At 38.1% G+C, this 13151-nt stretch carries 14 protein-coding genes; 5 read left to right on the top strand and 9 right to left on the bottom strand.

The window, feature by feature from the left end; all coding sequences use genetic code 11:
* Positions 1 to 93: 93 nt before the first annotated feature.
* The 9 genes from pal to KP712_RS05060 form a co-directional block, all read right to left on the bottom strand.
* Complete coding sequence (gene pal, locus KP712_RS05100; protein ID WP_048953946.1) at positions 94 to 555, bottom strand: peptidoglycan-associated lipoprotein Pal; 462 nt, start codon at positions 553 to 555, stop codon at positions 94 to 96.
* A 24-nt stretch (positions 556 to 579) separates the two neighbouring features.
* Positions 580 to 1863: a Tol-Pal system beta propeller repeat protein TolB gene (tolB, locus tag KP712_RS05095; RefSeq protein ID WP_111407607.1), complete on the bottom strand. Its 1284-nt coding sequence runs from the start codon at positions 1861 to 1863 to the stop codon at positions 580 to 582.
* 41 nt (positions 1864 to 1904) lie between these two features.
* Positions 1905 to 3092 carry a cell envelope integrity protein TolA gene (tolA, locus tag KP712_RS05090; protein WP_140450230.1) on the bottom strand — a complete coding sequence of 396 codons (1188 nt, stop codon included), beginning with the start codon at positions 3090 to 3092 and terminating at the stop codon, positions 1905 to 1907.
* Positions 3093 to 3106: 14 nt separating this feature from the next.
* Complete coding sequence (tolR, locus tag KP712_RS05085) at positions 3107 to 3526, bottom strand: colicin uptake protein TolR (protein WP_005634116.1); 420 nt, start codon at positions 3524 to 3526, stop codon at positions 3107 to 3109.
* 64 nt (positions 3527 to 3590) lie between these two features.
* Complete coding sequence (gene tolQ / locus KP712_RS05080) at positions 3591 to 4277, bottom strand: protein TolQ (protein WP_111407605.1); 687 nt, start codon at positions 4275 to 4277, stop codon at positions 3591 to 3593.
* 17 nt (positions 4278 to 4294) lie between these two features.
* Positions 4295 to 4705 (bottom strand): tol-pal system-associated acyl-CoA thioesterase, encoded by a 411-nt coding sequence (ybgC, locus tag KP712_RS05075; RefSeq protein ID WP_111407604.1) that lies wholly within the window; start codon positions 4703 to 4705, stop codon positions 4295 to 4297.
* A 78-nt stretch (positions 4706 to 4783) separates the two neighbouring features.
* The gene (gene ybgE / locus KP712_RS05070; RefSeq protein WP_111407603.1) at positions 4784 to 5077 is read right to left on the bottom strand and encodes a cyd operon protein YbgE; all 294 of its coding nucleotides are present in this window, start codon (positions 5075 to 5077) and stop codon (positions 4784 to 4786) included.
* A 110-nt stretch (positions 5078 to 5187) separates the two neighbouring features.
* Positions 5188 to 6324: a cytochrome d ubiquinol oxidase subunit II gene (cydB, locus tag KP712_RS05065; protein WP_111407602.1), complete on the bottom strand. Its 1137-nt coding sequence runs from the start codon at positions 6322 to 6324 to the stop codon at positions 5188 to 5190.
* A gap of 14 nt (positions 6325 to 6338) precedes the next feature.
* Positions 6339 to 7904: a cytochrome ubiquinol oxidase subunit I gene (locus KP712_RS05060; RefSeq protein ID WP_111407601.1), complete on the bottom strand. Its 1566-nt coding sequence runs from the start codon at positions 7902 to 7904 to the stop codon at positions 6339 to 6341.
* A 454-nt stretch (positions 7905 to 8358) separates the two neighbouring features.
* On the opposite strand from KP712_RS05060, the gene KP712_RS05055 reads away from it, so the two are divergent.
* The 5 genes from KP712_RS05055 (at position 8359) to pdxH (ending at position 13124) form a co-directional block, all read left to right on the top strand.
* Positions 8359 to 8646, top strand: coding sequence for a DUF5339 domain-containing protein (locus tag KP712_RS05055; RefSeq protein WP_048953940.1), 288 nt, complete (start codon positions 8359 to 8361; stop codon positions 8644 to 8646).
* A gap of 92 nt (positions 8647 to 8738) precedes the next feature.
* Positions 8739 to 9254 carry a molybdopterin-guanine dinucleotide biosynthesis protein MobB gene (gene mobB / locus KP712_RS05050; protein WP_111407600.1) on the top strand — a complete coding sequence of 172 codons (516 nt, stop codon included), beginning with the start codon at positions 8739 to 8741 and terminating at the stop codon, positions 9252 to 9254.
* On the top strand, positions 9251 to 10639 hold the full coding sequence (locus tag KP712_RS05045; RefSeq protein ID WP_111407599.1) for an MDR family MFS transporter: 1389 nt from the start codon (positions 9251 to 9253) through the stop codon (positions 10637 to 10639). Before mobB ends, KP712_RS05045 begins: the two co-directional genes overlap by 4 nt.
* 153 nt (positions 10640 to 10792) lie before the next feature.
* The gene (locus KP712_RS05040; RefSeq protein ID WP_048953937.1) at positions 10793 to 12436 is read left to right on the top strand and encodes an ABC transporter substrate-binding protein; all 1644 of its coding nucleotides are present in this window, start codon (positions 10793 to 10795) and stop codon (positions 12434 to 12436) included.
* A 55-nt stretch (positions 12437 to 12491) separates the two neighbouring features.
* The gene (pdxH, locus tag KP712_RS05035; protein ID WP_111407598.1) at positions 12492 to 13124 is read left to right on the top strand and encodes a pyridoxamine 5'-phosphate oxidase; all 633 of its coding nucleotides are present in this window, start codon (positions 12492 to 12494) and stop codon (positions 13122 to 13124) included.
* Positions 13125 to 13151 lie beyond the last annotated feature (27 nt).

Below are 13151 nucleotides of genomic sequence, written 5' to 3'. Positions count from 1 at the left end.
TTTTCTATGAGTGAGTAAATTATAATCAGAAAATAAAACAGGACCTATCATTTGATAGACCCTGTTCCTGATTAGTATTAAGAATACTAAAAATTAGTATGCTAACACTGCACGACGGTTTTTAGAGTATGCAGCTTCATCGTGACCTTGAACTGCTGGTTTTTCTTCACCGTAAGATACAGTGCTTAATTTACCTGCTTCTACGCCTTTACCTGCTAAGTAACCCTTAACAGCATCAGCACGACGTTGACCTAACGCAATATTGTACTCAGGAGTACCACGTTCGTCGGTGTTACCTTCAACTAATACTTTAGCTGATGGCGTTGCTGTTAAGTATGCTGCGTGTGCGTCTAAGATTTGAACGTATTCACCTTCGATGTTGTATTTGTCAAAACCGAAATACACGGTGTTGTAACGTTGTTGAAGATCAGCAACAGAGTATCCACCGAAAGTTTGACCAGCACCGTTGCCTGCAGCATCGTTGTTAGATGAGCTACAAGCTGCTAATGCAGCTACAGAACCTGCAACTAATAATGATTTAACAAATTTGTTCATTAGATTTCTCCTCAATGAGTTTTTTTATTTAGTTAAGTATGGCGACCAAGCTGGAAATTTTACTTGGCCATTACTTCCTGGAAGGCTCGCCTTAAAGCGACCATCTGCAGAAACCAATTGTAACACCTTTCCTAGGCCTTGTGTAGAGCTATAAATAATCATAATTCCATTTGGTGAAAGACTTGGACTTTCGCCTAAGAAAGACGTACTAAGTACTTCTGATGCACCAGATGTGAGATCTTGTTTAACTACATTATTATTTCCATTAATCATCACAAGGGTTTTACCATCAGCGCTAATTTGTGCACTACCACGACCACCAACAGGCGTTGCACTACCACCATTCGCACTCATGCGATAAACTTGTGGTGAACCACCTCTATCAGAGGTAAAAAGAATTGAACTACCATCTGGTGACCAAGATGGTTCAGTATTATTACCTGCCCCACGAGTTAATTGAGTTGGTGTACCACCATGAGAATTCATCACATAAATATTTAATAGTCCATCTTGCGAAGAGGCAAACGCTAAACGTGAACCGTCCGGTGAAAATGCTGGTGCACCATTATGACCAGGGAAAGATGCTACCACTTTACGAGCACCAGAATTTAAATCTTGTACAACAAGTTGTGATTTTTTATTTTCAAAAGACACATAAGCTAAACGTTGACCATCTGGAGACCAAGCTGGTGACATAATTGGTTGAGAGCTACGATTTACGATAAATTGATTATAGCCATCGTAGTCTGCAACACGAACTTCATAGGGCTGTGAACCACCATTTTTTTGCACAACATAAGCGATACGAGTTCTAAATGCACCACGGATCGCAGTTAATTTTTCAAAAACTTCATCACTAACAGTATGAGCACCATAGCGTAACCATTTATTTGTCACTGTATAGCTATTTTGCATTAATACCGCTCCAGGCGTACCTGATGCACCAACGGTGTCAATTAATTGATAAGTAATACTATAACCATTACCAGATGGAACAACTTGTCCGACCACAATTGCGTCAATTCCAATATTAGACCAAGCTTCAGGATTTACCTCTGCTGCTGAAGTTGGACGTTGAGGCATCTGAGATACTGCAATAGGATTAAATTTACCGCTGTTACGTAAATCATCAGCAACAATTTTGCTAATATCTTCTGGTGCAGATCCAGCAAACGGCACAACAGCTATAGGACGTGCACCATCAACCCCTTCATCAATTACAATGCGAACTTCATCATCAGCGAATGCATTGTTTGCAACAGCAAGTACAATCGCTAATACGCTCACTAAACGTTTTAATAATTTCATTTTATTACCTTTAAAATTTAACAATAAATTTTTCTAAAGAATTATCGAATATCAAAATCAATAATTGGCGATTTATATTTCTCATAGATAGCATCCGATGGGGCTGCTGGAACTTTTTTCGTTCTAGCCACCGCACTTAATGCAGCTGTACAAATATCATCAGGACCTGAAATTTTTTGATATCCCAAGATTGTTCCATCTCGACTCAATTGAATTTTAATACGACAAACTTTTCCTGCAAAACTTGGATCTTTTAAGAAACGACGTTGAATCTCTTTCTTAATTACTCCAGCGTATTGATCTCCTACTTTGCCACCATCGCCAGAACCAAGAGCAGCACCGCTACCTTGAGTTCCACCTTTATTCGCATTTCCGCCTTTAGATGCACTACCGCCACCAATATCTCCGCCATTTAAGAAATCATCTAAACTGGCTTGGTCCGCTTTTCGTTTTGCTGCATCTGCTTTAGCTTTTGCATCGGCAGCAGCCTTAGCTTTCGCCTCTGCATCAGCTTTTGCTTTAGCATCAGCTGCGGCTTTAGCTTTTGCATCGGCTTCAGCTTTTGCCTTAGCATCAGCAGCGGCTTTAGCTTTGGCATCTGCTTCTGCTTTCGCTTTAGCATCAGCTTTTGCTTTAGCAGCGGCTTCAGCTTTTGCCTTGGCTTCTGCCTCTTGCTTTGCTTTTTGTGCTGCAAGTTCTGCTGCTTTAGCTTTCGCCTCTTCTTCAGCTTGTTTTGCTGCTGCAGCTAAACGTTTAGCCTCTGCATCTGCTTTTAATTTTGCAGCTTCAGCAGCTTGTTTAGCCTTAGCCTCTTCAGCTTGCTTCTGTTTTTCCAACGCTTCTTGACGAGCTTGCTCTTGTTGTTTTTTTATTTCTTGCTGACGTTGCTGTTCTTGCTGACGTTTTAACTCTTCTTGTCGTTGAACTTCCTGTTGACGCTTAATCTCTTCTTGATTAGGTTGTGGCGGTTTTTCTTCAACAACGGGTTCTGGACGTTTCTGTTTATCCGCTTGCCCTTTTTTCTGTTGTTGGATTCTACCCCATTCTTGCGCTGCAGAGCCAGTATCGACCATTACTGCCCCCATAGCATCACCATCACCTTCGCCACCACCCATAATTTCAACTGTATGGTAGAAAGAGCTGACAATCAACAATCCAAACAAAACAAGGTGCATCACTATAGAAATAACAAATGCATTTGCGCCTTTTTTTTGTCGATTATTTTGCACGGTTACCTACTTAGTTAAATTGGGTTTGTCATTAAACCAACAGATTTAATTCCAGCAAGGTGGAGCAGATTAAGTGCTTTAATCACTTCTTCATAGGGAACTTCCTTAGCTCCACCCACTAAAAATAGTGTGTTATTATCTTTATCAAATTCTTGTCGAGATAACTGTGTCACCATTTCTTCCGTTAACCCTTCTTGACGTTCTCCGCCAATAGAAATCGCATATTGTCCAATCCCTGAAACTTCAAGAATTACCGGCACTTTATCTTCATTAGATACATTTTGACTTTGCACTGAATCCGGCAATTCCACTTGTACGCTTTGGCTAATAATTGGTGCGGTTGCCATAAAGATCAACACAAGCACTAATAATACATCCAAAAACGGTACAATATTAATTTCAGATTTAATATCTTTACGCTGACGACGAGCCATAATTCAAATCTCTCTTATTTTTCACCGCACTTAACGAAAGAGTGCGGTGTATTTTTTCTATATTTTAGTGTGGTGCTTTGCCGAAAGCTTGGCGATGTAAAATCGTCGTAAATTCATCAATAAAGTTACCATAATTCTGTTCGATAGCATTCACGCGTAAACTTAAACGGTTATAAGCCATTACAGCCGGAATCGCAGCAAACAAACCGATTGCAGTAGCAATCAAAGCCTCAGCGATACCAGGAGCAACCATTTGTAAAGTTGCTTGTTTAGCGCCACTTAATGCCATAAAAGCGTGCATGATACCCCAAACAGTTCCGAATAAACCAATATAAGGGCTAACAGAAGCTACTGTAGCCAAAAATGGTACGCGACTTTCAAGGCTTTCAACTTCACGATTCATTGTAAGATTCATTGCTCGCGTAGTTCCTTTAATAATCGCCTCAGGCGCATCAGGATTCACTTGTTTCAAGCGAGAAAACTCTTTGAAACCAACAAAGAAAATCTGTTCACTACCCGTTAAAATATCACGACGATTTGATAATCCTTCATATAGCTTATTCAAATCCTCACCAGACCAAAAACGGTCTTCAAAAGTATTCGCTTCTTTTAAAGCTGCCGTTAAAATTCGGCTACGTTGAATAATAATTGCCCAAGAAATAATTGAGAATGAAATCAAAATCACAATTACAAGTTGAACAACAATACTTGCTTTTAGAAAAAGATCTAAAAAATTCAATTCTGCAGTCATTGCATACTCCGAAAAGTTTATTTTAGGTTGTTAAACGCAGCTTTTACTTCTTTAGGAAGCGCCACAGGTTTCATATTGCCAAGATGAACACTGGCTACCTTGACTGTAGCCTTTGATAACATCACCGTATCACGCATAAGTCGTTGCTCAAAAAGGATTGTTGCACCTTTTATCTCTATGACATCTGTTTCTACCGTGAGTAAATCATCCAGTTTTGCCGCAACGCAATAATCAATAGCGAGCGATTTGACAACAAACGCGAGTTGTTGTTCTTGTAATAAAGTTTGCTGCGTAAAATTTAACGCTCGCAAATATTCTGTTCTAGCCCTCTCAAAAAAATGCAAATAACGAGCATGATACACAACGCCACCAGCATCAGTATCTTCATAATACACTCGAACGGGAAGATAGAAGGTTTTTTCTGACATTATTAAGCTTTGCCCACCGCAATAGGTCGGATATTTTAGAACCTGTTTTTTAGATAAGCAATATGCCGAAGAAAAAAATCATCCTCGTAAATAAAAATGCTCTACAGCACTAATCAATATAATGATATAAGCAATATAAGGTAAGAAAATTAATTTCCAAATTACGCTTTTAATTTCAAATCCGATTCCATGAATCCAAGCCGTAATCAATCCCCAAAAGATCATCAAAATCCACCAAGGAGAATCATTTCGTAACAATGTTGAAAAATTATCAACATTAAAGAAAAATACGGCTGTTAATCCTAGCGCTAAAATAAATGAAAGGGTTCGAAACGAACCCTTATTAATTAATTGATAGAGTGAATGAATCATATTACTCGTCAAATTTTCCTGCTGTTTCTTTGCCAATAGTTAATTTTGCACTAGCAAATATAGCTAATAACACACCCACTACCCAAATTATATATAACATATTAATCTCCTTAGTATAATGAGTGTTTATTTTCGTCAATGAAGTTTGCGTCTAAACGACCGAACATTTTTGTATAGGACCAAATTGTGTAACACAACGATATGGTGACAAAAATAAGTGCTAAGAAGAACATCAATGTTAATGTTAATTCACTCGATGTCGCATCCCACATTAACAAACTTTGTTCAGGATTTGAGCTTGAAGGCATCACAAATGGGAACATAGATACTGCAGCAGTAATAATCACGCCAGCCATTGTTAATGCAGAGAAAAAGAATGCGAAACCACAACGATTAGCTTTAGAAAATGCCGCATTTAATAATGCAGCAACTACTGCTAATACTGGGAAAATCCAAAGAATTGGCATTTCATTGAAATTTCTAAACCACGCACCAGTTTCAACAGCAACTTCTTTATTCATTGGAGATGATGGCGCATAATGATCCACAACACTCGTTACTACATAACCCTCTTTAAAGTATAACCATGCTCCAGCTAATACAAATGCAATTAAAGTTACAATAGCACCGATTTGGCTCACTGAGCGAGCACGATCACGCAATTCTTCGGTTGTTTTCATTTGTAACCAGTTCGCACCGTGAGTCACGAGCATTGATAAGCTAATAACACCACACAATAATGCAAATGGATTTAATAATTCGAAGAATGAACCGGTATAAGTTACTTGAGTCAATTCGTTGAAATGGAATGGAACGCCTTGTAATAAATTACCAAAAGCCACCCCAAATACTAATGATGGAACAAAACCACCTGAAAATAGTCCCCAATCCCAAACAGAACGCCAAGTCGGGTTATCAATTTTTGCACGATATTCAAAACCCAATGGACGTAAGAATAATGCTGCTAAAACCAATACTAAAGCGATGTAGAAACCTGAGAATGAAACTGCATATACAATTGGCCATGCCGCAAATACTGCGCCGCCTGCAGTTAACAACCAAACTTGGTTACCATCCCAATGTGGGGCAATAGAGTTGATCATAATACGGCGTTCCACTTCTTTTTTACCTGTTACTGGTAAAAGTGCGGTCACTCCCATATCAAATCCGTCGGTAACAGAAAAACCGATCAACAATACAATAACTAACACCCACCAGATAAAACGTAGAAATTCATAATCAATCATTGTTTATCTCCTGTTTATTTAGATGATTGCTCAAAGTAGTATTTACCGGTTTTTAATGCACTAGGACCTAAGCGTGCATATTTAAACATTAAATACATTTCAACAATGATGAATGCAAGATAAAGCGCACAAATTAAACCAATAGAGAACCATAAATCCCCAGTTGTTAATTTTGATGCAGAGACGCCCACAGGTAATACTTCATAAATCGCCCACGGTTGACGACCAGACTCAGCTAAGAACCAACCAAATTCAATTGCTAAGATTGGCAATGGGATACCCCAAAGTAATGCTTTAAGCAATAAGCGAGAAGAAGTGACTTTGTTACGTAAATTTTGAACAAATGCGCCGAAGGTCAGTAAAATAATTAAACCACCTGCAGCTAACATTCCACGGAATGCCCAGAAGTTAGGACCTACGTTTGGAATAGTATCGCGAGCAGCTTGTTTAATTTGTTCATCTGTTGCATCTACAACTTTATCTGTGTAACGTTTTAATAATAAACCAAAACCTAAATCACCTTTTACTTCATCAAATTTTGCTTTAGTTTCTGGATTTACGTGGCCTGCTGATTTTTTCTCTGCTTTTAATTGCGTGAATAAATCGTAAGCTACCATACCGTTACGAACACGACCTTCATTTTTCGCTTGAATATCTTTTAAACCAACAATTTCAGTATCTAAAGAACGCGTTGCAATTAAACCACCCAAATATGGGATCTCAATCGCAAAATCATTTTTCATTTCTGCAGTATTTGGAATTGCAACTGGATGAAATGGCGCTGGCGCAGGATGAGTTTCAAACTCGGCTTCCATTGCAGCCAATTTCACAGGTTGTGCTTTACCAATGTCGTAACCTGATTCATCCCCCATAATTAACACAGCTGATGCCGCAATAAAACCAAAGGTTGCCGCAACAGAGAATGAACGTTTGGCAAAACCAATATCACGACCTTTTAATAAATAGAATGCACTAATACCTAATACAAACATAGCACCAGTCGAATAACCTGCTGTTAACGTGTGCAAGAATTTACTTTGGGCAACTGGATTTAGCCAAAGGTCTAAGAAGCTCGTCATTTCCATACGTACTGTCTCAAAATTAAATTCTGAACCAGCTGGAGACTGCATCCAACCATTAGCAACTAAAATCCACATTGCAGATAAGTTCGAACCGAAAGCTACGCAATATGTAGCAAGTAAGTGTTTACCTTTAGTTAAACGATCCCAACCAAAGAAGAATAACCCCACAAAAGTTGATTCTAAGAAAAAGGCTAGTAACGCTTCAATCGCTAATGGCGCACCAAAAATATCACCTACATAATGAGAATAATAAGACCAGTTAGTACCGAATTGGAATTCCATAATGATACCTGTGGTCACCCCAAGGGCAAAGTTAATACCAAATAACTTCCCCCAGAATCTTGTCATATCTTTATAAACTTCTTTGCCTGTCGCCACATAGATGGTTTCCATAATCACAAGGACGAATGACAAACCTAATGTCAGCGGCACGAAAATGAAGTGATACAACGCAGTTAAAGCAAACTGCAAGCGAGAAAGGTCAACAACGTCCAACATTCTCAACTCCTCTGTATAAACAACATTAGTTCCAACAATGATTAAAAAGGCAGAGCCTTAAATAACCCCTAATCACTCAACTTAATTAGTTAAGCCTAAATTGGTTTATCTACATAATCACTACACAACGATGAAAAATAGAAAATCACTACAAAGATAACCCAAATTGGTGGCTATTTTACTACTAAACGTAAGGATAAAAAATACTAAAAAACGTTATCTGGTTCATATTTTTGATGTAAGTTATGAAATACCTATTATTTGTTAAAGTTTATAAAATTGATCTATATCAAATTTGTGACTTTTTCAAAAAAATATAGCTCTAGTTTAGATTCTATTATTAATTAGCATAGTAAAATCCGTTTAAGTCTGGACATATTGATTGTATTTTGTTATTTTCTTACTATCTTCAGTTTTGAAATTTTCTAGGATAAAGAGAAGAAAGGATCTAAAAATGAAAAAAACATTCCTTATTTTGACTGCATTTTTCTCTGTCATATCACCTACTGTTTTAGCTGTGCCTAACTCGGTTCCACAGCAATGTGAACAGTTGTTTAAAGAAACAGAAAGTTTAATAAATCAGGCCGAGAGACAGCCTGGTACACATATTCAGGTAAATAAAATTAAAAGTAAACTTAACCAGAGTAAACAACAAATTCTACAAATGGAACTTGCTACTCAATTGAAAAGCTGTGAGCTTGGTTTAGCAAAATTAAGTAATTTGAAAAGTTATAGTGAATAGTAAAAAGCCTTATTGAATACAATAAGGCTTTTTATATTGGAGTTTATTCCACTTGGTTAAAACTCGAGTAATTAGAATTTAAGGATTACATGATGAATAGAGCAATACCTTTGTTAGGGATTACCGGTTATAGCGGTAGTGGTAAAACAACATTATTAGAAAAACTTATCCCAGAACTTATCGCTCGTCACATTCGCGTTTCGGTGATTAAACATAGCCATCATAATATGCAAGTTGATAAAGAAGGAAAAGATAGTTGGCGCATGAAAGAGGCGGGTTCTTCTCAAGTCATTTTAGCGAATGATGAACGCTGGGCGATCATGACGGAAACACCAAAACCTGTTTCATTGGATTATTTAGCAAAACAATTTGACCGAACTTTAACGGATTTAGTGTTGGTGGAGGGCTTTAAACAAGAGCCTATTCCAAAGATTTTGCTTCACCGTCAAGAAATGACAAAACCTTTGCCTGAAATTGACGAATATGTCGTGGCGGTTGCGACTAATTATCCCCTTGAAATTGACCGCACTTTGTTGGATATTAACCGCATTCCGCAAATTGCCGATTTTATTGAAAATTGGTTGCACCATTTTCACGGAGCACGATGACTGAATCCAATGCCTATCGCGGTTTAGCTTGGGTCGCTGCAATGGCGCTTTTTATGCAAAGCCTAGATGCCACCATTCTTAATACCGCCTTACCGGCGATATCCTCCGATTTACATAAACCCGCCTTTGAAATGCAAATGGCGATTATTGCTTATTCTTTAGCCGTTGCGTTATTTATTCCTCTTACCGCTTGGGCGGCAACAAAATTTGGGACATTGACCGTTTTTCGCGCAGCTGTGTTGACTTTTATTTTAGGTTCTATCGCTTGTGCTGTAGCTCCTAATTTAGAAAGTTTAATCTTAGCCAGAGTGATTCAGGGGATAGGTGGTGCCTTTATGATGCCAGTGGCGCGTTTAGCTATTATTCAAGCTGTTCCCAAACAACAATTAGTTAATGCTTGGAATTTAATGGCAACTGCAGGTTTGATCGGACCAATTCTAGGGCCTATTTTAGGTGGATGGTTAGTCATTCACGCTAGTTGGCACTGGATTTTTTTAATTAATATTCCAATTGGTGCACTAGGAATTTTGGCATCAGGCAGCGTGATGAACAATATCAAAGGCGAGTCAGAGAAACTGGATTGGACTGGTTTTTTACTCTTTGCATTAGGGTTAGTTGGCATCACACTTGGTTTGGATTTACTAGGCGAAAGTCAGCATAGTGCAATTACAACCTATAGCGTGTTAGTTGTTGGTGTTCTGTTACTTGTGGCGTATTGTAGCTATGCTAAAAACAATGAAGATGCCATTTTACCTTTATCCCTTTTCCGAACTCGTACATTTAGATTAGGCATTATTGCCAATATTTTTATCCGATTATCTGCATCTGGTGTTCCCTTTTTATTGCCTTTGATGTTCCAATTATCTTTCGGTTACAGTGCTGAAATGTCAGGCTGGCTATTAGCACCGATTGCGCTAATTTCTGTGATTTTAAAAATATTAATCGGACGAATTTTAAATCGTTGGGGCTATAAAACAACGCTAATTTCATCCGCACTTTTGATGGCTGGCTCTGTGATTTCAATGGCTTGGTTAGATAAACAAAGTTCTCTGACTTGGATTATTTGTAATCTTATGTGGTACGGTGCCTGTATGTCGATGATTTTTACTTCAATCAATACTCTGACTGTGGGGGATCTTTCAAAACAACAGGCTGGCACAGGTTCTACAGTATTAAGTATTGTGCAGCAAGTTGGGATTGGATTTGGTATTGCTATTTCATCGATAATTTTAAATCTCTATAGACATTTCTTTAGCGAAAGTGATGGTTTACAACGGGCTTTTAGCTATACGTTTTTAACCTCATCGCTTTTTGCAATCGCCTTAGTTTGGTCGCTTATGAAATTACATAAAAATGATGGCGATCATTTACGGAAGAATCCTTAGATTAATTTGTTATAATCCATGGAATTTTTTTATTTAAAAAAAGCGACATTTGCTTATATCTTATTAAACATTTATTTTAGATAGGATTTATCTAGCATCTTGGTTATATGACAAGGCTCGAATAAATCTCTGCCAACAAAGTGAGGAACTATCATGAAGCTAAAAGCTACACTAACTCTTGCGGCTGTAACGCTTGTATTAGCCGCCTGTGATCAATCAGGTTCAGCAAATAAACCGACCGCACAAGCTGAAACTAAATCAGCATCTAACAACACTTTCGTTTACTGTACAGCAAAAGCACCTTTAGGATTTAGCCCTGCACTTGTGATGGAGGGAACATCTTATAATGCAAGCTCACAACAAGTGTATAACCGCTTAGTTGAATTTAAAAAAGGCTCAACAGATATTGAACCAGCCTTAGCTGAAAGCTGGGAAATTAGCGATGATGGTTTAACTTATATATTCCATTTAAGAAAAGGTGTTAAATTCCATACAACAAAAGAATTTACCCCAACACGTGATTTTAATGCGGATGATGTTCTATTCTCATTCCAACGTCAGTTAGATCCAAATCATCCATATCACAATGTATCTAAAGGGACCTATCCATATTTCAAAGCAATGAAATTCCCTGAATTGTTAAAATCAGTGGAGAAAGTAGATGACAACACAATTCGTATTACCTTGAACAAAAAAGATGCGACTTTCTTGGCAAGTTTAGGTATGGATTTTATTTCTATTTATTCCGCAGAATATGCGGATGCAATGTTGAAAGCAGGTAAGCCTGAAACAATTGATAATCGCCCAGTGGGAACGGGGCCATTTGTTTTTGTTGATTACAAAACGGATCAAGCTGCTCAATATGTAGCAAACGAAAACTATTGGAAGGGTAGAACACCATTGGATCGTTTAGTTATCAATATTGTGCCAGATGCGACAACACGTTATGCAAAATTACAGGCGGGCTCTTGTGATTTAATTTTATTCCCGAATGTAGCGGATTTAGCCAAAATGAAAACAGATCCAAAAGTACAACTTTTGGAACAAAAAGGTTTGAACGTGGCGTATATCGCATTCAATACCGAAAAAGCACCGTTTGATAATGTCAAGGTTCGTCAAGCACTGAACTACGCAGTAGATAAAAAAGCGATTATTGAAGCGGTTTACCAAGGCGCAGGTACACCAGCTAAAAATCCACTTCCTCCAACAATTTGGAGTTACAACGATGAAGTTCAAGATTATCCGTACGATCCAGAAAAAGCAAAACAACTTTTAGCAGAAGCAGGTTACCCAAATGGTTTTACAACAGATTTTTGGATTCAACCTGTTGTGCGATCTTCTAACCCAAATCCCAAACGTATGGCTGAACTTATCATGGCTGACTGGGCAAAAGTTGGTGTAAAAACCAACCCAGTTACCTATGAATGGGCTGATTACCAAAAACGTGCGAAAGCAGGGGAATTAACTGCTGGTATCTTTGGTTGGTCTGGTGATAATGGTGACCCTGATAACTTCTTATCTCCATTATTGGCAAGTTCAAATGCGGGTAATTCCAATATGGCTCGTTTTAAAAATCCAGAATTTGATGCATTACTAGATAAAGCAATCGGATTAACAAATAAGGAAGAACGCACCGCACTTTATAAACAAGCGCAAGTTATCGTTCATAATCAAGCACCTTGGATTCCAGTGGCGCATTCTGTTGGTTTTGCACCACTTAGTCCACGCGTAAAGGGCTATGTACAAAGCCCATTTGGCTATGATTCATTCTACGGTGTGAGTGTTGATAATAAGTAAGTAATATTTTAAAGCCTTAGTTTTATACTAAGGCTTTTATTTTGACGGAGAGAAAATGGATTTACATCATATTCGTGAAGAATATAGAAAACGTGTGTTATCACAACAAAATTGTCAAGATAATCCGATTTCGCAATTTGAATTGTGGATGAATGAGGCTATTAATAGCCAGGTTTGCGAACCGACAGCAATGAATATCTCGACAGTAGATAAAGAGGGGAGACCTAGTAGTCGAGTCGTCTTGTTGAAAGAAGTTAATTCAGAGGGTTTTGTCTTTTTTACGAATTATCATAGTCATAAAGGACAAGATATAGCCAATAATCCCAATGTGGCAATTGCTTTTTTCTGGCCAGAGTTAGAGCGTCAAGTTCGAATTGAAGGGAAAGCGGAAAAAATTCCTACAGAACAATCAGATGAGTATTTTGCTAGTCGTCCTTATACCAGTCAGATAGGGGCTTGGGCAAGTGAGCAAAGTACGGTTATTTCGGGCTATAAATTTTTATTAAGCAAAGCAGCATTAATTGCCGCTAGATATCCATTTCATGTACCTCGGCCGATGCATTGGGGAGGCTATTTAATTCGTCCAGAAATAGTTGAGTTTTGGCAAGGTCGTCCAAGTCGTTTACATGATCGGATTTATTATAGGAAAGGAAATGGCAATTGGATCCGTGAAAGATTATCACCTTAAATTTTGAATTTGGTTGCTTTAGGAGAA

This window comes from Haemophilus sp. SZY H68 (genome assembly GCF_018829685.1).
Taxonomy (GTDB): Bacteria; Pseudomonadota; Gammaproteobacteria; order Enterobacterales; family Pasteurellaceae; genus Haemophilus; species Haemophilus haemolyticus_K.
The sequence above is the reverse complement of the archived record's forward strand: the minus strand, read 5'-3'. Positions and strand labels throughout refer to the sequence as shown.

Coding starts and splice junctions, on each gene's coding strand:
- KP712_RS05045 (WP_111407599.1), top strand. CDS start 9,251: ATGACTGAATCCAATGCCTATCGCGGTTTAGCTTGGGTCGCTGCAATG.
- pal (WP_048953946.1), bottom strand. CDS start 555: ATGAACAAATTTGTTAAATCATTATTAGTTGCAGGTTCTGTAGCTGCA.
- ybgE (WP_111407603.1), bottom strand. CDS start 5,077: ATGATTCATTCACTCTATCAATTAATTAATAAGGGTTCGTTTCGAACC.
- tolR (WP_005634116.1), bottom strand. CDS start 3,526: ATGGCTCGTCGTCAGCGTAAAGATATTAAATCTGAAATTAATATTGTA.
- cydB (WP_111407602.1), bottom strand. CDS start 6,324: ATGATTGATTATGAATTTCTACGTTTTATCTGGTGGGTGTTAGTTATT.
- KP712_RS05060 (WP_111407601.1), bottom strand. CDS start 7,904: ATGTTGGACGTTGTTGACCTTTCTCGCTTGCAGTTTGCTTTAACTGCG.
- KP712_RS05055 (WP_048953940.1), top strand. CDS start 8,359: ATGAAAAAAACATTCCTTATTTTGACTGCATTTTTCTCTGTCATATCA.
- tolQ (WP_111407605.1), bottom strand. CDS start 4,277: ATGACTGCAGAATTGAATTTTTTAGATCTTTTTCTAAAAGCAAGTATT.
- KP712_RS05040 (WP_048953937.1), top strand. CDS start 10,793: ATGAAGCTAAAAGCTACACTAACTCTTGCGGCTGTAACGCTTGTATTA.
- tolB (WP_111407607.1), bottom strand. CDS start 1,863: ATGAAATTATTAAAACGTTTAGTGAGCGTATTAGCGATTGTACTTGCT.
- mobB (WP_111407600.1), top strand. CDS start 8,739: ATGAATAGAGCAATACCTTTGTTAGGGATTACCGGTTATAGCGGTAGT.
- ybgC (WP_111407604.1), bottom strand. CDS start 4,705: ATGTCAGAAAAAACCTTCTATCTTCCCGTTCGAGTGTATTATGAAGAT.
- pdxH (WP_111407598.1), top strand. CDS start 12,492: ATGGATTTACATCATATTCGTGAAGAATATAGAAAACGTGTGTTATCA.